This is a genomic window from Mesorhizobium sp. M0802, from assembly GCF_040320115.1.
In the GTDB taxonomy this organism is placed as follows: Bacteria; Pseudomonadota; Alphaproteobacteria; order Rhizobiales; family Rhizobiaceae; genus Mesorhizobium.
The window spans coordinates 186,405-208,613 of sequence record NZ_JAMYOY010000008.1 but is presented as its reverse complement, the minus strand read 5'-3'; the positions used below and the strand labels follow the sequence as shown (position 1 = coordinate 208,613).

The following is a 22,209-nucleotide window of genomic DNA, read 5'->3' as shown; positions in this document are numbered from 1 at the left end:
CCCTTTGGAGTAAGGCGGCGTCTCAGCGCCCGGCCCAGTCAATGGCGGATTGGAGGATTTTCGTCAGTGTGGCGCGCATCGGCGCGGCGAACTCGGCATCATAAGGCACCGGCCAATTGTCCGGTTCGCCCTTGCCCTCGGGCTCGCGCAAATAGCCGCGATCGGCAAGTTCCATCTGCAGCGCATGGTAGCCGCCTTGCGGATTGCCGAAATAGCGGGTGATCCAGCCGCCCTTGAAACGACCGTTGATGACATTGCTTTCACCGCTCTCGGCCATGATCTGACCAACCAGCGCCTGCAGCGTAGGATCCGCGGTCTGGCCGTCATTGGTGCCGAGATTGAATACCGGCAGCGTGCCGTAGAACAGGCGCGGCAGCACCGACCGGATCGAGTGGCAATCGTAAATGACGACCTTCTCATGCAGGCCGCGCAGCCTGACGGCCTGGGCCGCCAGCATTTCATGGTAAGGCACGAAATACGCTATGCGGCGCTGGTCTATCTCCGACGGCGTCGGTTCCGCGCCGGGCAGATACAGCGGATCGCCGTCGAAGGTCTCGGTCGGGCATAGCGTCGTTGTCGTCTGCCCGGGATAGAGCGAGGCGCCGGAAGGATCGCGGTTGACGTCGATAACGGTGCGCGAGATCGACGTATGCACAATCGTCGCGCCAAGGCCGGCGGCGAAATCGTAGAGATTGTCGATCCACCAGTCGCAATCGCGGCGGCCGAGCCAGGGCGAGACCAGCCGATTGTCGATGCCGGCGAGATCGATACCCGTGTGCGGGATCGACACCAACAGGGGTGCCGTGCCTTCGGTCACTGTCAGCCAGTCGGTCATGTCAGACTCCCGAGATCGAAGGCAATGTCACCGCGCTCGCAGCCTTGATGGCTGCGCCGCTGCGCACCATGGCGATGGCTTTTTCCATGTCAGGGTGGAAATGCCGGTCATTGTCGAGATGCGGCACTTCTGCGCGGACCAGCTTGCGAACCGCTTCCAGAGCTGCACTCGACGCCAGCGGCGCATGGAAATCGCAGCCTTGCGCGGCGGCCAAGAGTTCGATGCCGATGACGGCCGTGGCGTTTTCGATCATGCCGATCAGCCGGCGAGCGCCGTGTGCGGCCATCGATACATGGTCTTCCTGGTTGGCCGAGGTCGGGATGGAATCGACACTTGCCGGATAGGCCTTCTGCTTGTTCTCAGAGACGAGCGCCGCCGCCGTCACCTGCGGGATCATGAAGCCGGAGTTCAGGCCGGGCTTCGGCGTCAGGAAGGCCGGCATGCCGGACAGCGCGGGGTCTACCAGCATGGCGATGCGGCGCTCCGACAGCGAGCCGATCTCGCAGACGGCAAGCGCGATCATGTCGGCAGCGAAAGCCACCGGCTCGGCGTGGAAATTGCCGCCTGAAAGCGCAGTATCGTCCTCGGCGAAGATCAGCGGATTGTCGGTGACGCCATTGGCCTCGGTGCCGAGCGTATCGGCAGCCTGGCGCAGCACGCTGAGTGCAGCACCCATCACCTGCGGCTGGCATCGCAGGCAGTACGGATCCTGCACGCGCTCATCGCCGACGCGGTGCGATTCACGGATGGCGCTGCCGGACATCAGATTGCGCAGCGCTGCCGCCGTCTCGATCTGGCCCGGGTGTTTTCTGAGGAGATGGATGCGCGGATCGAAGGGTGCATCCGAGCCCTTGGCAGCGTCGGTCGACAGCGCCCCGGCGACCAGCGCCGACTGATATAGCACTTCGGCCTCGAACAGAGCGGCCAGCGCGTAGGCGGTGGAAAACTGCGTGCCGTTGAGCAGCGCCAGACCTTCCTTGGCGCCAAGCGTCACCGGCTCCAGGCCGTGCGAGACGAAAGCGACCTTGGCCGGGAAGCGGCCATGCGGTGTAAAGCATTCGCCGACGCCGATCATCACCGCCGTCATGTGCGACAGCGGCGCGAGATCTCCGGAGGCGCCGACCGAGCCCTGCGCCGGCACGACGGGGATGACGTCGTTGGCCAGCATCGCTTCCAGCAATTCGATGGTTTGCGGCCGCACGCCCGACGCGCCCTGCGCCAGGCTGGCGAGCTTCAGCGCCATCATCAACCGAACCACAGCGACCGGCATCGGCTCGCCGACGCCGGCGGCATGCGACAAAACGATGTTGCGCTGCAAGGCCTCTAGATCCTCGGCCGGAATGCGGACGCTGGCCAGTTTGCCGAAGCCGGTATTGATACCATAGACCGGCTCGCCCTTGGCGACGATGCGGGCGACTGCCTCGGCGCTGGCCTTGATCTTCGGACGGCAGGAGGCGTCGAGCTTCGGCACGGCGCCACGATAGATGGTGCGCCAGTCGGCCAGCGATGCATTGCCGGGCTTCAGGTTAAGTTCGGTCATTGTCCTCTCCAGATGCGGGCATGGAGCGGGTTGAAGCCCATGCGGTAGACGAGTTCGGCCGGACGCTCGATGTCCCAGATCGCCAGGTCGGCGGATTTCCCTGCTTCAAGCGTGCCGGTCTGGCCGAGCAATCCCAGCGCACGGGCAGCCTCGCGAGTGGTGCCGGCCAGGCACTCCTCGACGGTCAGGCCGAAAAGCGTCGCGGCCATGTTCATGGTCAGAAGCAGCGAGGTCAGCGGCGACGTCCCGGGATTGTTGTCGGTGGCGACCGCCATCTTGACGCCGTGCTGGCGAAACAGGCCGATCGGCGGCTTCCTGGTTTCGCGGATGAAATAGTAGGCGCCGGGTAGGATCGTCGCCACGGTGCCGGCCTTGGCCATGGCTGCGGCACCTGCTTCATCGGTGTATTCGAGATGGTCGGCCGACAGCGCGCCATAGCGGGCGGCGAGTTCGGCGCCATGCAGGTTCGACAGCTGGTCGGCATGGAGCTTTACCGGCAGGCCAAGCGCCTTGGCCTTGTCGAACACGCGGGCGATTTGCTCCGGCGAGAAGGCAATGCCTTCGCAAAAGCCGTCTACGGCGTCAGCCAGGCCCCCGGCGGCGATTGCGGGCAGGATCGTGTTGGCGACGAGATCGACAAAAGCGTCCTTGTCGCCTTTTGCTTCCGGCGGCAGCGCATGCGCGCCGAGGAAGGTGGTGCGGACCGTGACCGGGCGTTGCTTGTCCAGCTGCCGCGCGGCGCGAAGCGACTTCTGTTCATTTTCGAGATCGAGCCCGTAACCCGACTTTACCTCTACCGTGGTGACGCCCTCGGCCATCAGCGCGTCAAGGCGCGGGAGCGTCTGCTCAACCAGTTCGTCTTCGCTCGCGGCACGCAGGGATTTGACCGAGGAGACGATGCCGCCGCCGGCACGGGCGACTTCCTCATAGCTGGCGCCGGCCAGCCGCATCTCGAACTCGTTGGCACGGTTGCCGGCATGGATGAGATGGGTGTGGCAGTCGATGAGACCGGGCGTGATCCAACGGCCTTCGCAATCGGTAGTCTCGCCGCCCTGAGCCAACGCTGACGGCATGTCGGCTTCCGGGCCGGCATAGACGATGATGCCGTCACGGGAGACGATCGCGCCCTTTTCGACGATGCCAAGTCCGGCAACGCCTTCGGCCATGGTTGCCAGGCGGGCATCACGCCAAAGCTGAAGGCCCCCTGCCCGGCTTTTGTCTTGTGCCGCCATCATCTTTTTCCGTTGCTTGGATGGCGATTATGTATATACATATTGAAACGCGCTGCAAGTGCATTGTTGATGGAATTCGGAGAAAAAAACGTGACGGCGATCTTTGCGGAACAGGCGCTGCTGGCCGAGGGCTGGCATGACAAGGTGCGGATCGTCGTCACGGACGGTCGCATCGCAACCGTCGAAGTCGACACGTCGCCGCGGAGCGGTGACGAACGCCACGCCATTCTGGTGCCGGGCATGCCGAACCTGCACAGCCACGCCTTCCAGCGCGGCATGGCCGGGCTTGCCGAACTGCGCGGTCCCTCCGCCGACAGCTTCTGGAGCTGGCGCGAGGTGATGTACCGCTTCGCGCTGTCGATGACGCCGGACCAGGTCGAGGCGGTCGCCGCACAGCTTTACGTCGAGATGCTGGAGGCCGGCTTCTCGCGCGTCGGCGAGTTTCATTATCTCCACCACGATCGCGACGGAACACCCTATTCCAACCTGGCCGAGATGGCGGAGCGGATCGCCGCCGCTGCCAACGAAACAGGGATCAGCCTGACGCTGCTGCCGGTATTTTATGCCCATTCCTCCTTCGGCGGCGCTGCGCCCAACGAAGGCCAGCGGCGATTCATCAACGATGTGAATCGGTTCGAACGCTTGCTTGAGAAAAGCCGCGAATCGGTTCGTGCGTTGAATCAGGCTGTCGTCGGCGTCGCCCCGCACAGCCTGCGCGCCGCGACGCCGGAGGAACTCAGCGCTGTTGCCGCCATTGCGCCGGACGGACCGATCCACATCCACGTCGCCGAGCAGGTGAAGGAGGTCGAGGATTGCCTGGCGTGGTCGGGTGCGCGACCGGTCGAATGGCTGCTCGCCAATGCCGGGATCGACAAGCGTTGGTGCCTGATCCACGCCACCCACATGACCGAGGCTGAGACAACCGGCATGGCCAGAAGCGGCGCCATTGCCGGGCTTTGCCCGATCACCGAGGCCAATCTCGGCGACGGCACCTTTTCAGCACCTCTGTTCATCGAACATGGCGGCCGCTTCGGCGTCGGCTCGGATTCCAACGTGCTGATCGGCCTGCCGGATGAATTGCGCCAGCTCGAATATTCGCAGCGCCTCGCACACCGCGCCCGCAATGTGCTGGCGGTGGCCGGCGGCTCGACCGGGCGGGCTCTGTTCGACGCCGCCCTCGATGGCGGCAGCACCGCACTCGGCGCCGGCCCGTCGCGGATCGCCGCCGGCGCCGCGGCTGATTTCGTCTCCCTCGACGAAAACCATCCTTCGCTGGCCGGAAAAAGTGGCGATGCGATCCTCGACGCCTGGATCTTTGCCAATGGCGGCAAGGTCGATTGCGTCTGGGTGCACGGAAAAAAACAAGTCAGCGGCGGCCGGCATGCAGCGCGTGAGACGATCGCCGAGCGCTTTCGCCATGTGATGACGGCGCTTTCGGCATGAGCATATCAGAGACAGCGGCGGTGGAAGGCGGCGGTTCGCTGCACCAGCGCATCCTGTCCGACATCAGCGAGAAAATAATGTCCGGCGCCTGGGCGCCGGGTCACCGCATCCCGTTCGAGCACGAGTTGACGGCCGAATACAATTGCTCGCGCATGACGGTGAACAAGGCGCTGTCGCAGCTGGCCAAGGCTGGGCTGATAGAGCGCCGCCGCCGTTCGGGCAGCTTTGTCCGCCAGCCGCAGTCGCAGGCCGCGGTGCTGGAAATCCACGACATCAGGATCGAGGTTGAGTCGCTTGGCCTGGCTTATCGTTACGAGCGCTTGGCGCGGCAGAAAAGGCGCAGCAGCGCCGAGGATCGCGCCTTGCTGGAACTGGACGCAGCCGGACAGGTGCTGGCGCTTGAATGCCGGCATTTCGCCGGCAAGCGGCCATTCGCGCACGAACAGCGGCTGATCAATCTGGCCGCCGTCGCGGAAGCCGCCGAGGAGGAGTTTCTCGACATTGCCCCCGGCCCTTGGCTGATCGGGCGCGTGCCGTGGAGCGAGGCAGAGCACCGTATCCGCGCGGTCGCGGCCGACAGGCACATTGCCGAAGCGCTCGACATCGCCGCCGGCGCGCCCTGCCTGGTGGTCGAGCGCCGGACCTGGGGCGCCGAGCACCCGGTGACGCAGGTGAGGTTCACCTACGCCGCGGAGAGCCACACGCTGGTGGCGCGGTTCAGGCCTTCGCAGGGGTGATTACCCTCCCCCTCGAGGGGAGGGTCGCGGAGCAAGTGCCGCAAGGCGGCACTGGTGACGCGGGGTGGGGTCGGTGCAGCCTCGCCGACCCCACCCCGTCTCGCAGTCTCCGCTTCGCTTCGACTACTCGCCGACCCTCCCCTCGAGGGGGAGGGTAAGGCGCCGCGCTCTAAATCGCCGCCGTAACGATAATCTCGACGGTGTATTCCGGCCCTGCAAGCTTGGCCTCACCCGTGGCGCGGGCGGGCGTGTTGCCTTGCGGGACCCACTTGTCCCATTCCTTGTTCATCTCGGCGAAGGTGCCCATATCGGCCAGCCAGATGATCGCCTGCAGGATCTTGGTCTTGTCGGTGCCGGCCTTGGCCAGCAGTTCGTCGATAGATGCGAGGATCGACCTCGTCTGTTCGCCAACGCTGGCGCCGGGCGTTCCGACCTGGCCGGCGAGATAGACGGTGTTGCCGTGGATGACGATCTGGCTCATGCGCGGGCCAACATCGATGCGACGAATGCTCATGGGATGGTTCCTTCGTTTGTCGGTGCGCCTGTTTAGAGTCGCTGCCGCCTCCGGGCAAGGCCAACAGCGCGAAACCTCTTGAGCCTGGGTTGGATCTTAGACCGCAAATGTCTATCTGCGCCGAGGTATTTCTTTCCGGCGCGGATTGCCGACCTCGTGTGAGAGTGGCAAGACTTCGCGCCAAACCAGGTTGAGAGGATGAGAGCCATGGAATATCGAGAAATCAGCGAGGACTATTCGGTCTCGGGCCAGATCCAGCCCGAAGATGCCGCCGCCATCAAGGAAGCCGGTTTCAAGAGCGTGATCTGCAACCGGCCGGATGACGAGCAGCCCGACCAGCCTTCGGCCGACAGCGTCAAGGCGGCGGTCGAAGCCGCGGGGCTGGCCTTCCGCTACATCCCGGTAATCAGCGGCCAGATCACAGCCGAGAATGTCGAAGATCAGGCCGAAGCGCTCGACGCGCTCGAAGGCCCGGTATTTGCTTATTGCCGCTCCGGCGCGCGCTGCACCAATCTCTACGGGCTGATTCAGCAGTCCAAGGGGTGAGCATCCTGAGGCGCTGGCGATCCCTCACACCCCCCTCTGTCCTGCCGGACATCTCCCCCGGGGGGAGATCGGATGTCGCCTTCGCTCTTCGCCAATCGCCGACGTTGCAGGATGAGCGCTGGACAAAGCTGCTGATCTCCTCCTTGCGGGGGAGATGGCCGGCAGGCCAGAGAGGGGTGCTGTCCCGCCGACGTATCAACTGAAACTCTCTCAAACTAGATCGGCAGCGCCCCGGTCTCCTTCAGCGTCTCCAGCACGATCGCGGTCTTTACATGCTGCACGGAGTCGTGCGGCAACAGCACGCCGTTGACGAATTCCGACAGCGATTTCAGATCGGGGGTCACCACTTTCAAGATGTAGTCCATCTCACCGGTCAGCGCGTGCGCCTCCTGCACTTCCGGCAGCCGCGCCAGCAATTCGCCGAAGCGCCGCGCATTGTCGCGGTTGTGGGTGGCCAATGTCACCGAGATGACATTGACCAGCGAGAAGCCGAGCTTGTCGCGGTCGAGCACCGCCCGGTAGCCCTTGATATAGCCGTCCTCTTCCAACCGCTGGCGGCGGCGCGAGCATTGGGAGGCGGAGAGGTTCACCCGCTCCGACAGGTCGTTGTTGGTCAGCCGCGCATCGCCCTGCAGAAGTGCCATTATCTTGCGGTCGAACTGATCGATGCGCGTCTCATTCATGATCTTTGGCCCGTTTGTGCACAATTCACGCACGATCTGATCATTTCAAGCGTTTGAATGCAAGCACCGTGCAGCCGCTCCGCGTTATGATTGCACGTGGTCCGCTGCGGCCACCGCCAGTTTTGGAGCAATGCCATGGGTCCCTTCCCGCACGACGCACCGCCCGCAAAGATCAGCAAGGAAAACCCCGCCGGCACCGACGGTTTCGAGTTCGTCGAGTTCGCGCATGCGGAGCCGCAGAAGCTCGCCGAACTGTTCACCCGCATGGGCTATGTCGCGGTGGCCAAGCACCGCACGAAGGACATCACCGTCTGGCGCCAGGGCGACATCAATTATGTCGTCAATGCCGAGCCGGGTTCGCATGCGATGAAGTTCGTCGACATGCACGGCCCGTGCGCCGCCTCGATGGCCTGGCGGGTTGTCCATGCCAAGCACGCTTTCGACCATGCGGTGTCGAAAGGCGCCACGCCCTATGAAGGCGACGACAAGGCGCTCGACGTGCCGGCCATTGTCGGCATTGGCGGTTCGCTGCTCTATTTCATCGAAGCCTATGGCAAGAAGGGCTCGGCCTATGATGCCGAATTCGACTGGCTGGGCGAACGCGATCCGCGGCCGCAAGGCGTCGGCTTCTATTTCCTCGACCACCTCACCCACAATGTCTATCGCGGCCAGATGGACAAATGGTGGTACTTTTATCGCGAACTGTTCGGCTTCAAGCAGATCCATTTCTTCGACATCGACGGCAAGATCACCGGCCTCGTCAGCCGCGCCATCACCTCGCCCTGCGGCAAGATCCGCATTCCGCTAAATGAATCCAAGGACGACACCAGCCAGATCGCCGAATACCTGAAGAAGTACAATGGCGAAGGCATCCAGCATATCGCCGTCGGGACCGACGACATCTACGCCGCCACCGACAAGCTTGCCGACAACGGGCTGAAGTTCATGCCCGGTCCGCCGGAGACCTACTACGACATGTCGTACAACAGGGTGAACGGGCATGACGAGCCGATCGAGCGGATGAAGAAGCACGGCATCCTGATCGACGGCGAAGGCGTGGTCGACGGCGGCATGACCAAGATCCTGCTGCAGATATTCTCCAAAACCGTGATCGGCCCGATCTTCTTCGAATTTATCCAGAGGAAGGGCGACGAAGGTTTTGGCGAAGGCAATTTCCGCGCGCTGTTCGAGTCGATCGAGCAGGACCAGATCAAGCGCGGCGTAATCAAGGTCGATGGCAAGGCGGCGTGAACCCCCGTTTGCGGCTCGATCGGCCTTGATCTGAGTTTCGATCAAAAGGGTCAAGCCGTGAACGTCTCCATAACCGAAGCAAAGGCCAACTATCGGAACTCGTCGGCCGCGCGGAAGCCGGCGAGGAGATAGTCATCACTCGTCACGGCAAGATCGCGGAGCGGCTCGTGCCACCAGTTCGAGAAGACTTGTTGTCGCGCATAGGTGCCCTGAAGGGCAAGATTCGGATTTCAGACGATTTCGACAAACTCGGCCCTGAATGGAACGAGTACACCAGATAAAGGTCAGAGGCCCAACCGCTCGACCTCTTCTTTCCTCACCTTCAAATCATAATCGAGCAAAAACTCGTCCAGCTGCGGCGGCGCGACCGAGCTGCCCGAGAGCATCGCGTGAACCTGGCCGCGATGGTGGATGTCGTGCAGGAAGACATGGGCGAGAATGTCGCCGATCTTTTCGGGGATCATGCCGTCCTCGCGCCGGTCCGTGATGACCTGACGGTCGAGATCCGCCTCCGACAGCTTCTCGCAAAAGGCGATCAGGCGCCGGTCGGCCGCGACCTGAGCGGCAAACAGCGCCTGCGGGTCATCGAACGGCACGTAATCGTCATGGGCGGCCGCGCCGACGCCGCCCTCCTCAAGGAAATCGAGATAGAGATGATCGACCGCAAGGATGTGGTTGAGCGTTGCCTTGATCGACGGGAAGAAGCTGGTGCGTTCGGCTTCGAATTCGCCGGGCTTCAGCGCAAGCACAGCGCGGTAGAGCCGGTCATTCGACCAGAGATTGTTGCCGGCCATGCGGCTGAAGTGGGTGAGAATATCCATGTTATGCGCTTGGCCAACCGACCAACTCCACCAACTTCAGAATGACGAGTATGGCAGCTATCCCCAGAAGACGAACGTTCATACCGCGGCGCAGTTCTTGCGTTCCTGCATCGCTTGCGACTTCCCGGTTCAAAGCGACGTACACAAGCCTCGGCAGGCGCGCCTCGCTGCTGAAATTACGCAGCCTTTCAGACCGATCCTCGACCTGCCGGCAGAGCCGAATTGCGGAAATCAAAAGCCAGCCGGTTGCGACGCTGCAAAGCCCAAGAAACCAAAGACAAGAAGCGGTATAGGCCATCTGCCATTCACGCTCCCGTCGATCGCATCAGATACAAGCCTGCCGCCATCACCGCGAAGCCGGCGACAACGATCAGCAAAAGCCGGTTCATGCGCCGCCGCGTCGCCTGCGTCTCCTCGTCCCGCGCCACATTGGTATTGGTGATGGTGTGGAACATCATCGCCTTGCGCGGGTAGCCGCTGCGGTTGGTCAGATCGGGCGAGCGCGCCTCGATGCGGTAGCTCAGCCGGATCGCCTGGATGAAGACCACCAGAATGGCCAACGCCCAGACGCCGGCCAGCAGGTAGAACGCCTCGCCCGTCATTGCATTGCCCCCTCTTATGCCTGGGACTTCTCGACCTTCTGCTCGATGGCGCCGAAGATCGAGTTTCCGCTTTTATTCTTCATCTCGATACGCACCGTATCGCCAAAGCGCAGGAACGGCGTCTTGGGCTCGCCAGACTCAATGGTCTCGATCATGCGCAGTTCAGCGATGCAGGAATAGCCGGCGCCGCCGGCCGCCACCGGTTTGCCCGGCCCGCCATCCAGCTTGTTGGAGACGGTGCCGGAGCCGATGATGGTGCCGGCAACCAGCGGCCGTGTCTTTGCGGCATGGGCAATCAGCGCCGGGAAGTCGAAGGTCATGTCGACGCCGGCATTGGCACGGCCGAACGGCTTGCCGTTGACGTCGGCGAGCAGAGGCAGGTTGACCTTGCCGCCATCCCAGGCGTCGCCGAGTTCGTCCGGCGTCACCGCCACCGGCGAAAAAGCCGAGGACGGCTTCGACTGGAAGAAGCCAAACCCCTTGGCGAGCTCGGGTCCGGTGAGCGCGCGCAGCGTCACATCATTGACCAGCATGACCAGCCGGATGGCGGCGCGCGCCTGGTCGAGGCTGGCGCCCATCGGCACGTCGTCGACTATGACGGCGACCTCCGCCTCCATGTCGATGCCGAAGGCTTCGTCCGCCGCGCGGATCGGCTCGCGCGGCGCGATAAAGGAATCCGAGCCACCCTGGTAGATCAGCGGATCGGTCCAGAAGCTTGCCGGCATCTCTGCGCCGCGGGCTTTGCGCACCAGCTCGACGTGGTTCACATAGACAGAACCATCGGCCCATTGATAGGCGCGCGGCAGCGGCGAATGGGCGTCATGCTCATGGAAGCGTGCCGACGGCACCGCATTGTTCTCCAGCGATTCGGCGATCGTCGCCAGGTGCGGCGAAATCCGCTGCCAGTCGTCGAGCGCGGCCTGCAGCGTGCGCGCCAGGAACGAGGCGTCGGTGAAGCGCGTCAGGTCGCGCGAGACGACGACAAGCTTTCCGTCGCGCGTCCCGTCCCTCAATGTGGCAAGCTTCATGCGGTTTCCTCTCCTGATGCGGCTTTGGCGCCGTCTAAGTTCACAACAAGGCCGTCGCGGGCAATCGTCAAGTCACCCGCCCACGATTTCCTGACGGCGGCCTCCCAGTCGGCATCGCCGATCGCGGCATCGTCGGCCGGAATGAGGTGGTTGAGCACCAGCCTCTTCACCCCGGCATCGCTGGCGATGCGCCCGGCTTCCTCGGCAAAGGAGTGGCTGGCGAGCAGATGTTCTTTCAGCCGCGCGCCATTGCCGGTCCTGGCGACCAGCCGCTCGATGCCCTCGTCCAGCATGGCTTCATGGACGAGGATGTCGGCATTTTTGGCGAAGCCGGCGAGCGGCGGGAAGAAGGCGGTGTCGGATGAGAAGACGACGCTTTTACCGCCTTGCTCGAACCGCAGCGCGAAACAGTCGGTTACCGGTGGATGGTCGACGCGCAGTGCCGAGACCTTCAGGCCGCGTTGTGCGAAAACCTGGCCTTCGCCGAATTCAACGATCGAAACCAGTTCGCGGATGTCCGGCCTGCCTTCGTCGACGATTCGGATCTCGATGTCGAACTCCATCGCCTGGCAGAAGCGCCGCCAGTAATGGCCGGTGCCGGGCGGTCCGAACAACGTCACCGGACTGGCCAGACCGGCGGTCCAGGCGGTGTGGAGCAGCGCCCCCAGTTCCAGCACATGATCGGAATGCAGATGGGTGACGAAGATCAGGTCGAGCGCCTTCAGGCTGACGCAGGCATCGACCAGGCCACGCGTGACACCCAGCCCGCAATCGACGACGATGGTCCGCCCGCCAAGCTCCAGCAGCGACGAACTCGGCCACGGCCCGCCCGACCGCAATGCCGGGCCGCCTTTCGAGCCGAGAAGCACCAGCCGGTCGCTCATCGAGCTGATCTCAAGGCCAGTCGCCCTCCGGCGTGCCGTTGAAGCGCTTCTTCAGGTCGGTCCAGCAGTCAATGTAATTGTCCTGCCTTGTTTCAAGCTCGGCGCCGTAGCGGGTCAGCATTTGCGGGAATCGGGTCTCGAACATGAAGGCCATCGTGTTGTCGAGCTTGACCGGTTTCAGCTCGGAGCGCGAGGCCTTTTCGAAGCCAGGTGCGTCGGGGCCGTGGGCCAGCATCAGATTGTGCAGGCTGATGCCGCCGGGCACGAAGCCTTCTTCCTTGGCGTCGTACTGGCCATGGATCAGGCCCATGAACTCGCTCATGATGTTGCGGTGGTACCAGGGCGGCCGGAACGTGTCTTCCGCCACCAGCCAGCGCGGCGGGAAGATGACGAAGTCGATATTGGCGGTGCCCTCCTCGCCGCTCGGCGCCGTCAGCACGGTGAAGATCGACGGATCGGGATGGTCGAACAGGATGGCGCCGACCGGCGAAAACGTCGCCAGATCATATTTGTAGGGCGCATAGTTGCCGTGCCAGGCGACGACGTCGAGCGGCGAATGGCCGATCTCGGTGACGTTGAAATTGCCGCACCATTTCACCGTCAGCCGGCACGGCGTCTCCTTCTCCTCGAACCAGGCGCTGGGCGTCTTGAAGTCGCGTGGGTTGGCCAGGCAGTTGGCGCCGATCGGGCCGCGGTCGGGCAGCGTCAGCTTGGCGCCGTAATTCTCGCAGACATAGCCGCGCACTTCCTTGTCGGCGAGCTCGACCTTGAACACCAGACCGCGCGGCAGCACGGCGATCTCGCCGGGCCGAAGCTCGATGACGCCCATCTCGGTGACAAAGCGCAAGGCGCCGACCTGGGGGACAATCAGCAACTCGCCGTCGGCGTTGAAGAAATGGTCGTCGACCATCGAGCGGTTGGCGACATAGACATGCGCCGCCATGCCGCTTTGGCCCAGCACGTCGCCGGCGGTGGTGATGGTGCGCATCCCTTGAATGAAATCGGTCGGCTCCTTCGGCATCGGCACCGGGTTCCAGCGATACTGCCCGAGCGCCAGTTCGTGGTCGCCGACATTGGGTGCTGTCTTCCACAAGGGATAGCTCGCTGCCTTGAAGCGGCCGGTGTGTTTTACGCTCGGCCGGATGCGGTAGAGCCAGGAACGCTCATTGGTGCCGCGCGGCGCGGTGAAGGGCGAGCCCGATAGCTGTTCGGCATAGAGCCCGTAAGCCGGCCGTTGCGGCGAGTTCCGCCCCTGCGGCAGCGAGCCCGGCAGCGTCTCGGTTTCGAAGTCGTTGCCGAAGCCCGGCATGTAGGAAAAGGTCATCCGATCCTCCCTGATCCCGGCCCCGCGAAGCGCTGCTTGCCGGCGATGTTGACCAAACTGGTTTCATTTGTAACCATCGAAAATGTAACTATCAACGGGCGAATGCCGCATCCATGGTGCAGATGGAAATCCTCGAACTCGAAAGCTTCCTGCCCTATCGGCTCTACCGGCTGGCCGACGCCGTCAGCCGCGAATTTTCAAAAATCTACCGCGACCGCCACGGCCTGACGCGGCCGGAATGGCGCACCCTGTCAGGGCTCGGACAGCGCGGCACCATGACGGCGACAGCGCTTGGCGAACAGTCGGCCATGCACAAGACCAAGGTGTCGCGCGCCGTGGCGGAACTGGAGCGAAGGCGCTGGCTGGTACGCACAACTGACGAGAATGATCGACGTGTGGAGCACCTGGCGCTGACGAAGGCGGGGCTGGCGGCCTATGGCGAAATGGTGCCGCTGGCGAAGGCGTTCGAACGGGAGTTGCTGGAGAGGTTGAGCACAGAGGAGCGGACAGCGATTGTGAGCGGCGTGGCGGCGCTGGAGGGAGCGTTGGGTGAATAAAGGGTCTGCTCCGCCGTGATCCTTCACACCCCCCTCTGTCCTGCCGGACATCTCCCCCGCAAGGGGGGAGATCAGATGTCGCGAAGGCTTTCGCCAATCTCCAATGTTGCGGAGGTGGCGAGGCGTCAAAGCTGCCAATCTCCCTCCTTGCGGGGGAGATGGCCGGCAGGCCAGAGGGGGGTGCTGTCCCGCCGGCTTCTCCAGCTAGAACGTGCCTCTGCGCCTACCAATCCATCACCACCTTACCCGAACTGCCGCTCCTCATCGCATCGAACCCCGCCTGAAAATCATCGATACCGATCCGATGCGTGATCAGGCCGCTGACATCCAGCGGCCCCTGCACCAGGGCGATCATCTTGTACCAAGTCTCGAACATCTCGCGGCCGTAAATGCCCTTCAAGTGCAGCATCTTGAAGATGACCTTGTTCCAGTCGATCTCAAAGCCGGTCGGCGCGATGCCCAGAATGGCGATCTTGCCGCCATTGTTCATCGTGTCGATCATGTCGCGAAAGGCGGGCGCCGCACCCGACATTTCGAGGCCGACGTCGAAACCTTCGGTCATGCCGAGCGCCGGCATGACATCCCTAAGCTTTTCCTTCGAGGCGTCGACGACATGCTGGACGCCGAGCTTTTTGGCCAGCGCCAGCCGCACCGGGTTGATGTCGGTGATGACGACTTTTCGCGCGCCCACACATTGCGCCACCAGCGCGCCCATGATGCCGATCGGACCGGCGCCGGTGACCAGCACATCCTCGCCGACCAGATCGAAGGACAGAGCGGTGTGGACCGCATTGCCCAAGGGATCGAAAATCGCCGCGATCTCGTCGGGCACATCGTCGGGGATCGGCACGACATTGTGCTGCGGGATCGCCAGATATTCGCCGAAGGCGCCGGGACGGTTGACGCCGACGCCGAGCGTGTTGCGGCAGAGGTGCCCTCGCCCGGCGCGGCAATTGCGGCAATGGCCGCAGACGATATGGCCTTCGCCCGAAACACGCTGGCCGACCTTGTATTCGGTGACCGCCGAGCCGAAATCGGCAACGGTGCCGACGAATTCATGGCCGGTCACCATCGGCACCGGCACGGTCTTTTGTGCCCACTGATCCCAATTGTAGATATGCACGTCGGTGCCGCAGATCGCGGTCTTCTTGACCTTGATCAGCACATCGTTGGGGCCGATCTCCGGCACCGGCACCTCTTCCATCCAGATACCCGGCTCGGCCTTGGCCTTCACCAGCGCCTTCATCATGTTCGACATGCTTTTGTCCCTTGAATCCTTTGATCCGGAATCGCTTTTGGCGGCTCAGGAGATGACGCCCAGTTCCTTGCCGACTGCGGCGAATGCCGCCACGGCGCGGTCGATGTCGGCGGCGGAATGCGCCGCCGACATCTGCGTGCGGATGCGCGCCTGGCCTTTCGGCACCACCGGGAACGAAAAACCGATGACATAGATGCCGCGCTTCAGCATACGCGCCGCCATTTCCTGCGCCAGGCTGGCATCGCCCAGCATCACCGGGATGATCGGGTGATCGGCGCCGGCCAACGTGAAGCCGAGCTTGCCCATCTCGGACCGGAAGCGCGCCGCATTGGCATAGAGGCGCTGGCGCAGGGCGTCGCCATTTCGGATCAGCTCGAACACCTTGATCGAGGCGCCGGCGATCGCCGGCATCAGCGTGTTGGAGAAGAGATAGGGCCGCGAGCGCTGGCGCAGCCAGTCGACCACCTGGCTTTTGCCCGAGGTGTAGCCGCCCGAGGCGCCGCCCAGCGCCTTGCCGAGCGTGCCGGTGATGATGTCCACCCTGCCCTCGACGCCGCAATGCTCGGCCGAGCCGCGGCCGCTTTTGCCGACGAAGCCGACGGCATGGCTGTCGTCGACCATCACCATGGCGTCGTATTTGTCGGCGAGGTCGCAGACGCCTTTCAGATTGGCGATGATGCCGTCCATAGAAAACACGCCGTCGGTGGCGATCAGCCGGAAGCGGCAGTCTTTCGCCTCCTTCAGCCGGGCTTCGAGATCGGCCATCTCGTTGTTGGCGTAGCGGAAACGCTTGGCCTTCGACAGTCGCACGCCGTCGATGATCGAGGCATGGTTCAGCGCATCGGAAATGATCGCATCCTCCTCGCCGAGCAGTGTCTCGAACAGGCCGCCATTGGCGTCGAAGCAGGAGCCGTAAAGGATGGTGTCGTCCATGCCGAGGAATGATGAAATCGTTGCTTCAAGCTGCTTGTGCTCTTCCTGCGTGCCGCAGATGAAACGCACCGAAGCCATGCCGTAGCCGTAGCGGTCCAGCGCGCCTTTGGCTGCATCGCGCAATTCTGAGCTGTCGGCGAGGCCGAGATAGTTGTTGGCGCAGAAGTTCAGCACCTTGTCGCCGCCGACCTCGATCTCAGCCGACTGCATCGAGGTTATCACCCGCTCGGATTTGTAGAGCCCGGCGGATTTCAGACCTTGCAGTTCGTTGTCGATATGGGAGAGGAATGCCGCGCTCATGATCACGTCCTGTTGAGATTGGCGCGACTGTCGCGCTACGCGCACTAAAAATCCACCGCAAAAGCGACCGTTTCGGTGGCACGGCGGGCTCAACCCTGGCGCGATCCGATCGCATGGCCAGCATGCTGGAGTAGCAGGCACGCGAATACGGCCGTGCCGCGAAAGAACATGATAACCATTTCAGCAGCTTTCGTTTACTGCGGAAGCAACAGTTCCGCCGGCTTCCAGACCTGTTAACCCTTTCAAGCCAATGGTCTTCTCGCCACGAATCGGTGGCAGAATCAGTTCGACCGAGGGGTCACCTAGAATATGTCTCAGCAGCCGGCGCAAACCGTCTCGGGCAAACTCATCCTGCTGATCAAGAGCGGCTACTGGCTGGCGCTGCTGATCATCGCGGCTATGGTGATGGCTTCCTTCATCCTGCTGCAGCAGATGATGGCGGCGCAACAGCACAACCATACTCTGCTCGACATCGTCAGCACCCAGAAGGCGCTGTCGCAGCGCATCGTCTTTTTGACCAGCGCAACCGGCTCCGCCGCGCGTGACAAGCAGCCGGCCCTGGTTGCCGCGCTGAAACAGGCGACCGCCGAGTTCGAGACGAACTACGACCTGCTCCTCAAACAGACGGGAGCCGACCCGCTGTCGCCGGCATTGTCCGACCCAAAGTCGATCGAGAGCGTCCTTTACGGCAAGCCGTTCCACCTCGACTATTTCTCGGTCGGGCTGGTCGCCAATGGCGAAAGGCTGATCTCGTCCTTCGAATCCCAGCTCTCCGGCAATGCCGCCTACAAGGGCGGCGGCGAGCGCGTCAATCTCGATGCTTCCGTCGCCAATGCGACGCTGTCGGGTTATGCCGCGCTCGGCCAACGCATCGCCGCATTCGCCGACGAGCGGTCGGAAAAGCTCCTCGATCTCCACCGCACCTTGTTCTACGCCACCATCGGCGTCATCGTGCTGGTGGCGCTTTTCATCTTCCGGCCGATGTCGAAGGCGATCCTGCGCAAGACGCACGAGCTTGTCGATGCCCGCAACTCGATGGCCTTCATCGCCGTACATGACGGGCTGACCGGCCTGCACAACCGCACCTTCCTGACCGATCACTTCGAAACGCTGATCAAGGGCGCGCATCGCCGGCGTGAGAGGCTGGCGGTGATCCAGCTCGACCTCGACCGGTTCAAGCAGATCAACGACACACTCGGCCATGCCGCCGGCGACTATGTGCTGGTCGTCACCGCCCAGCGCATGCGCGATTCCTGCCGCGCGTCGGATCTGTGCGCGCGCCTTGGCGGCGACGAATTCGTGATGATCCTCAATGGCGCCGGCGGCCCCGAGGACATCAACATGCTGGCCCGTCGCATCCTGGAGGAGATCAACGAGCCGATTACCTTCCAGGGCACGACCATCCTTCCGGGGGCCAGCGCCGGCATTGCTGTCTATCCCATCGACGCCGACAATGCCGAGGATCTGCTCGTCCACGCCGACCTCGCGCTCTATTCCGCCAAGAAGCTCGGCGGCGGCAGCTTCTCGTTCTTCTCCGAGGAACTCAGGCGCGAGCTAGACTACCGCAAGCAGCTCGAGCACGACATCAAGGTCGCGATTTCGGAGAACGCCTTCCAGGTCTATTTCCAGCCGCAGGTGTCGCTGAGCAACGGCGCCATCAGCGGCATCGAGGCGCTGGTGCGCTGGAAGCATGCCGAGCGCGGCATGATTGCGCCGGGCGAGTTCATTCCGGTCGCCGAAAAATGCGGCTTCATGCCCGAGATCGGCCGCATCGTCTTTACCAAGGCGATCGAGCAAGCAGCCGAATGGGATCGCGCCGGCATCGCTTTCGGCCGGCTTGCCGTCAACGTGTCCGGCACCGAGCTGCGCGAACCCGACTTCGACCGCTTCCTGTTCGCGACGCTGGAAAAGGCCGGCCTGGCGCCGCAGAAACTGTCGCTGGAAATCGTCGAATCCGTCATTCTCGACGACGAGAAGACGGGCATCGCGGCGAAGCTGCGCCACATCCGCGCTGCCGGCGTCCATCTTGAGCTCGACGATTTCGGCACCGGCTATGCCTCGCTCAGCCACGTCAATCCCAACGAGATCGACCGCCTGAAGATCGACCGCCGCTTCGTCCAGAACATCAACGAGAATGGCGACAACACCAAGATCGTGCGCGCCATCACCGAGCTGGCGCGCGGTCTCGGCATTTCGATCGTCGCCGAGGGCGCGGAAACCGAAGCCGAGCTCGATTCGCTGATGGCGATCGGCTGCGATCAGGTGCAGGGCTATTCCATCGCCTTCCCGATGCCGCAGGACAAAGCGCGCGAATGGCTGCTGGCGCGCAGCCCGAAGAAAGCCAAGGTGAAGGTGCTTCAGGGCAATTTAGCCTAGACTATTGCCCACCGGTGCCGGTCATTTGGCCGGCGCGACATTCGCCCGCAATGCCGCCAGCACCTCGGCGAACTCCGCCAGCCTGTCGTCCGGCAATCCCGCGCGCAGCCGCTTGTCGAAGATGAGAGCCGCCGCCCGCAGCTTCAGGAACATCGTTTCGCCCGCCTGCGTCAGCTCGACCAGATGAACCCGGCGGTTGTCCGGATCGCGGCGGCGCGTCAGCAAGCCTTGCGCCTCCATGGCGTTGAGATGGTGGGTGAGCGTGGCGCCCTGGATGCCGATCATGCCGGCAAGTTCGCGCTGGTTGGCAAGCTCGCTCGACTTGACCGAAAGCAAGGTCAGCCACACCGGCAGCGTGCCGCCGGCCTCGACCAAAGCGGCGTCAAAGGCCTGCGCCACCAGCTTGGAGGTGCGCGCGAGATTCATGCCGATTGGCGGACGGTCAAAGGGAGTCATGCGCCGACAGTAGAACAAGGCGCCGAGCGATGGAACGCGGCAATATACATTGACATCGAACCATTTGATACCTAACTATCATGCGTGTCGATCTACCGAGTTCGTATTATCCCGCATTCGACAGGGATCCGAGGACGGGCGGCGGGCAAGGAGGAAGCGGTCATGCAATATGTCTACATCGTCGTTATCGGCCTTCACGTCATGGCCGGTGTGTTCTGGGCCGGCACCACCATCACGCTTGCCCGCGACCCCGAGATCAGGGCGGAGCGCTTTATCGGACCGCAAATGGGCTCGGCCGGTATGGTGTTCGTGACCGGCGCCCTGCTCTGGTATTTCTTCCACGGCGCCTATTTCGGCTCGATGGAAATGGTGCTAGCGCTAGGCATCCTGGCCGCCTTCGCCGCTGCCGGCGTTCTCAGCGTCGTCGTCCGCAAGACCAGCCGGCAGCTTGCCGGCGCGGACGTCGCAACGGAAGCGGCGCTGCGCACCAAAATGGCCCGCGGCGAGCGCATCGCCGCCTGGCTGCTGGTGCTCACCGTGCTTTGCATGGCGACCGCCAGGATGATTTGAGCCCTGCCGCACGTCGCCTCCCGGTTGAAGACCATTCCGCATCGTGCGTCGCCTGGCTCTCGGCTGGTGGCGTACGCGGCGGGCAGTTCGGACGGATGTGCAAGGTGGCTCTCCGCACAGAGGTTTGGCTGCGCGCCACCCATCACTTTGATCGATCGAGATGCGCCCGCCGGAAGGGTGAGATCGAGCTTTGGAACAAGCCGTAGGCCGGCTTGTAGGCTCAAACCCGCAAGCCGAACCTGATGCCATCATAGATGGCGGCGTGGATGTTGCGCGAGGCGACCGCATCGCCGATGCGCAACAGCACGAAGCCGCCTTCGGGGTTGCGTGAAGGAAAAATATCGCCGCCGCCGACCAGCCGCTCATAGTCGACCGCGCCACCATTCTTCGACAGCGGTTTCAGCTGGAGATAGAGATCGTCGAGCGGCGCCGTGCCGTGCTCGACCACCACCTGGTCGACTCGCCTTTCGCCACGCCAGCCATCGGCAAAGTCGGAGGCGAGTTCGGCGACCAGTTGGTTGCCCTCGCGCCGTACCGAGCGCAGCCTGGTGTTGATGGTGATGGTGACGCCCTTCTCCTGGAAGGCGCGCATATAGGGCACGTGGTTCATGCCGCCCATTTCGGGGGCGAAGAAGCGCTCCGGCGAAACCAGCTCCAGTTTTGACCCTGCATTGGCGATCAGCTCCGCCGCGCCCATGCCCTGGTGGCCACCATTGTCGTCGAAGAGCAGCACGTTCTCCGCCGGCTTGATGCTGCCGGCCATGATGTCCCAACTCGACGTGACGAGATTGTCGCCTGATGTCAGCGGCGGGTTCTGTGGCAGGCCGCCGGTGGCGATCACCACCACGTCGGGCGACAGCGCCAGCACTTCGTCCTGCTCGGCCCAGGCGTCGTAGCGGATCCCGACGCCGAGCCGGTCGAGTTCGGCCAGCCGCCAGTCGATGATGCCGATCAGTTCCTTGCGGCGCGGGTTCTGCGTCGCCAGCCGGACCTGGCCGCCGGCCTGACCGGAGGCTTCAAGCACCGTGACATGATGGCCACGTTCGGCCATGACGCGAGCTGCCTCGAGCCCGCCAGCGCCAGCGCCAACGACGACGACGTTCCGCCTGGGCCCTTCGGTCTTCAGGATGATATGCGGAATCTCGGCCTCGCGGCCGGTCGCGGCATTGTGGACGCACAGCGCCTCGCCGCCTTCATAGATACGATCGAGGCAATAGGTGGCGCCGACGCAAGGCCGGATCTCGTGCTCGCGACCTTCCATGACCTTCTTGATGATGTGCGGGTCGGCGATATGGGCGCGGGTCATGCCGACCATATCGAGCTTGCCGGTCGCGATGGCGTGGCGCGCCGTGGCGACATCGGAAATCCGCGCCGCATGGAAGGTCGGAAATTTCGTTGCCGCCCTCACCTCGCCGGCGAAATCGAGATGCGGCGAAGAGCGCATGCCGGTCACCGGGATAACCTTGGTGAGCGCCGCGTCGCTTTCTATCGAGCCGCGGATGATGTTCAGGAAATCGACCTTGCCAGAATTGGCGAGCCGTCTCGCGATCTCGACGCCCTCCGCCTTCGACAGGCCTTTGTCAAAGTCCTCATCGGCGACCATGCGGATGCCGACGATGAACTTTTCACCGACGGCAGCCCGCACGGCATCCAGCACCATGTCGGTGAAGCGCAGCCGGTTGTCGAGCGAACCGCCGAACTCATCGTCGCGATGGTTGGTGGCCGGCGACCAGAACCCGTCCATCAGATGGCCGTAGGATTCGAACTCGATGCCGTCGAGGCCGGCCGCCTGGCAGCGCTGCGCAGCGGACGCATAGTCGGCGACGATGCGCTCGATGTCCCAGTCCTCGATGGTTTTCGGGAACGCGCGGTGCGCCGGCTCACGCACCGGCGAGGCCGACAGCACCGGCAGCCAGTCGGCCTTGTTCCAGCCGGTGCGGCGGCCAAGATGGGTGATCTGGATCATCACCTTGCAGTCATACTCGTGGCAGGCGCCCGCCAGTTCGGCCAGCCACGGCACGATGCGGTCGTCATAGACATGCAGATTGCCGAACGCGGCCGGGCTGTCGCGCGAGACGATCGCCGAGCCCGCCGTCATGGTCAGCGCCATGCCGCCCTTGGCCTTTTCGGCGTGGTAGAGCCGGTAGCGCTGTTTCGGCATGCCGTCCTCTGAATAGGCCGGCTCGTGGCTGGTCGACATCACCCTGTTCTTCAGCGTCAGGTGTTTGAGCTGGTAAGGCTGGAGAAGCGGGTCGTTGCTGGTCATCATCTTCCTGCCGTTCCAGTTTGTGTCGGAGCAGCGCGCGCTGCTCCAGTTCT

At 63.4% G+C, this 22,209-nt stretch carries 22 protein-coding genes and 1 pseudogene; 8 read left to right on the top strand and 15 right to left on the bottom strand.

The features are described 5' to 3' along the window. Positions 1 to 22: 22 nt before the first annotated feature. The 3 genes from hutG to hutI are packed head-to-tail and all read right to left on the bottom strand — an operon-like array spanning position 23 to position 3,607. A complete protein-coding gene (hutG, locus tag NKI10_RS14380; RefSeq protein WP_023742743.1) occupies positions 23 to 835 on the bottom strand; it encodes an N-formylglutamate deformylase in 813 nt (270 codons plus the stop codon). Between the two features lies 1 nt (position 836). Further along, positions 837 to 2,375, bottom strand: a complete 1,539-nt coding sequence (hutH, locus tag NKI10_RS14375; RefSeq protein WP_352676632.1) for a histidine ammonia-lyase — start codon at positions 2,373 to 2,375, stop codon at positions 837 to 839. Further along, a complete protein-coding gene (gene hutI, locus NKI10_RS14370) occupies positions 2,372 to 3,607 on the bottom strand; it encodes an imidazolonepropionase (RefSeq protein ID WP_352860569.1) in 1,236 nt (411 codons plus the stop codon). Before hutI ends, hutH begins: the two co-directional genes overlap by 4 nt. 90 nt (positions 3,608 to 3,697) lie before the next feature. Here hutI and NKI10_RS14365 point away from each other — a divergent pair, with 90 nt between their 5' ends. Further along, positions 3,698 to 5,050, top strand: a complete 1,353-nt coding sequence (locus NKI10_RS14365; RefSeq protein ID WP_023747719.1) for a formimidoylglutamate deiminase — start codon at positions 3,698 to 3,700, stop codon at positions 5,048 to 5,050. Continuing rightward, the gene (gene hutC / locus NKI10_RS14360; protein ID WP_352860567.1) at positions 5,047 to 5,787 is read left to right on the top strand and encodes a histidine utilization transcriptional repressor HutC; all 741 of its coding nucleotides are present in this window, start codon (positions 5,047 to 5,049) and stop codon (positions 5,785 to 5,787) included. Before NKI10_RS14365 ends, hutC begins: the two co-directional genes overlap by 4 nt. Positions 5,788 to 5,956: 169 nt before the next feature. On the opposite strand, the gene NKI10_RS14355 is transcribed toward hutC, so the two are convergent. Further along, positions 5,957 to 6,301, bottom strand: coding sequence for a RidA family protein (locus NKI10_RS14355; protein WP_023672906.1), 345 nt, complete (start codon positions 6,299 to 6,301; stop codon positions 5,957 to 5,959). Positions 6,302 to 6,508: 207 nt separating this feature from the next. Here NKI10_RS14355 and NKI10_RS14350 point away from each other — a divergent pair, with 207 nt between their 5' ends. Further along, positions 6,509 to 6,847: a protein tyrosine phosphatase family protein gene (locus tag NKI10_RS14350; protein WP_023672907.1), complete on the top strand. Its 339-nt coding sequence runs from the start codon at positions 6,509 to 6,511 to the stop codon at positions 6,845 to 6,847. 215 nt (positions 6,848 to 7,062) lie between these two features. On the opposite strand, the gene NKI10_RS14345 is transcribed toward NKI10_RS14350, so the two are convergent. After that, positions 7,063 to 7,530 (bottom strand): Lrp/AsnC family transcriptional regulator, encoded by a 468-nt coding sequence (locus NKI10_RS14345; protein WP_023689628.1) that lies wholly within the window; start codon positions 7,528 to 7,530, stop codon positions 7,063 to 7,065. 135 nt (positions 7,531 to 7,665) lie between these two features. On the opposite strand from NKI10_RS14345, the gene hppD reads away from it, so the two are divergent. After that, on the top strand, positions 7,666 to 8,781 hold the full coding sequence (gene hppD / locus NKI10_RS14340) for a 4-hydroxyphenylpyruvate dioxygenase (RefSeq protein ID WP_352860564.1): 1,116 nt from the start codon (positions 7,666 to 7,668) through the stop codon (positions 8,779 to 8,781). Positions 8,782 to 8,894: 113 nt separating this feature from the next. Further along, a pseudogene (locus NKI10_RS14335) lies at positions 8,895 to 9,062 on the top strand (type II toxin-antitoxin system Phd/YefM family antitoxin); the annotation flags it as partial. Positions 9,063 to 9,065: 3 nt separating this feature from the next. Here the strand turns inward: NKI10_RS14335 and NKI10_RS14330 are convergent. From NKI10_RS14330 to hmgA, 6 genes are read right to left on the bottom strand one after another with little or no spacing between them, the layout of a single operon-like run. Then, positions 9,066 to 9,602: a DinB family protein gene (locus NKI10_RS14330; RefSeq protein ID WP_352860562.1), complete on the bottom strand. Its 537-nt coding sequence runs from the start codon at positions 9,600 to 9,602 to the stop codon at positions 9,066 to 9,068. Between the two features lies 1 nt (position 9,603). Continuing rightward, positions 9,604 to 9,900 (bottom strand): hypothetical protein, encoded by a 297-nt coding sequence (locus NKI10_RS14325; protein ID WP_352860560.1) that lies wholly within the window; start codon positions 9,898 to 9,900, stop codon positions 9,604 to 9,606. A gap of 7 nt (positions 9,901 to 9,907) precedes the next feature. Next, complete coding sequence (locus NKI10_RS14320) at positions 9,908 to 10,204, bottom strand: hypothetical protein (protein ID WP_023724856.1); 297 nt, start codon at positions 10,202 to 10,204, stop codon at positions 9,908 to 9,910. 14 nt (positions 10,205 to 10,218) lie between these two features. Then, complete coding sequence (locus tag NKI10_RS14315) at positions 10,219 to 11,232, bottom strand: fumarylacetoacetate hydrolase family protein (RefSeq protein WP_023747725.1); 1,014 nt, start codon at positions 11,230 to 11,232, stop codon at positions 10,219 to 10,221. Beyond that, the gene (locus tag NKI10_RS14310) at positions 11,229 to 12,116 is read right to left on the bottom strand and encodes an MBL fold metallo-hydrolase (protein WP_352860557.1); all 888 of its coding nucleotides are present in this window, start codon (positions 12,114 to 12,116) and stop codon (positions 11,229 to 11,231) included. The genes NKI10_RS14315 and NKI10_RS14310 overlap by 4 nt, the downstream gene beginning before the upstream one ends. Before the next feature lie 10 nt (positions 12,117 to 12,126). Then, positions 12,127 to 13,440, bottom strand: coding sequence for a homogentisate 1,2-dioxygenase (hmgA, locus tag NKI10_RS14305; protein WP_352860555.1), 1,314 nt, complete (start codon positions 13,438 to 13,440; stop codon positions 12,127 to 12,129). 122 nt (positions 13,441 to 13,562) lie between these two features. Here hmgA and NKI10_RS14300 point away from each other — a divergent pair, with 122 nt between their 5' ends. Beyond that, complete coding sequence (locus tag NKI10_RS14300) at positions 13,563 to 13,997, top strand: MarR family winged helix-turn-helix transcriptional regulator (RefSeq protein WP_031203942.1); 435 nt, start codon at positions 13,563 to 13,565, stop codon at positions 13,995 to 13,997. A gap of 223 nt (positions 13,998 to 14,220) precedes the next feature. Here NKI10_RS14300 and tdh read toward each other — a convergent pair whose 3' ends face one another. Both tdh and NKI10_RS14290 read right to left on the bottom strand, forming a co-directional pair. Further along, positions 14,221 to 15,255 (bottom strand): L-threonine 3-dehydrogenase, encoded by a 1,035-nt coding sequence (tdh, locus tag NKI10_RS14295; RefSeq protein WP_352860553.1) that lies wholly within the window; start codon positions 15,253 to 15,255, stop codon positions 14,221 to 14,223. Between the two features lie 45 nt (positions 15,256 to 15,300). Further along, complete coding sequence (locus tag NKI10_RS14290; RefSeq protein WP_352860551.1) at positions 15,301 to 16,488, bottom strand: glycine C-acetyltransferase; 1,188 nt, start codon at positions 16,486 to 16,488, stop codon at positions 15,301 to 15,303. Between the two features lie 309 nt (positions 16,489 to 16,797). Between NKI10_RS14290 and NKI10_RS14285 the strand changes: the two genes are divergently transcribed. Continuing rightward, a complete protein-coding gene (locus tag NKI10_RS14285; RefSeq protein WP_352860549.1) occupies positions 16,798 to 18,864 on the top strand; it encodes a putative bifunctional diguanylate cyclase/phosphodiesterase in 2,067 nt (688 codons plus the stop codon). Between the two features lie 21 nt (positions 18,865 to 18,885). Here NKI10_RS14285 and NKI10_RS14280 read toward each other — a convergent pair whose 3' ends face one another. Then, complete coding sequence (locus NKI10_RS14280; protein ID WP_023672921.1) at positions 18,886 to 19,290, bottom strand: MarR family winged helix-turn-helix transcriptional regulator; 405 nt, start codon at positions 19,288 to 19,290, stop codon at positions 18,886 to 18,888. A gap of 192 nt (positions 19,291 to 19,482) precedes the next feature. Here NKI10_RS14280 and NKI10_RS14275 point away from each other — a divergent pair, with 192 nt between their 5' ends. After that, the gene (locus NKI10_RS14275; RefSeq protein WP_023682929.1) at positions 19,483 to 19,890 is read left to right on the top strand and encodes a hypothetical protein; all 408 of its coding nucleotides are present in this window, start codon (positions 19,483 to 19,485) and stop codon (positions 19,888 to 19,890) included. Positions 19,891 to 20,110: 220 nt separating this feature from the next. On the opposite strand, the gene NKI10_RS14270 is transcribed toward NKI10_RS14275, so the two are convergent. Beyond that, entirely contained in the window at positions 20,111 to 22,156 is a 2,046-nt protein-coding gene (locus tag NKI10_RS14270) for an oxidoreductase (RefSeq protein ID WP_352860588.1), read from the bottom strand. Between the last annotated feature and the right edge of the window lie 53 nt (positions 22,157 to 22,209).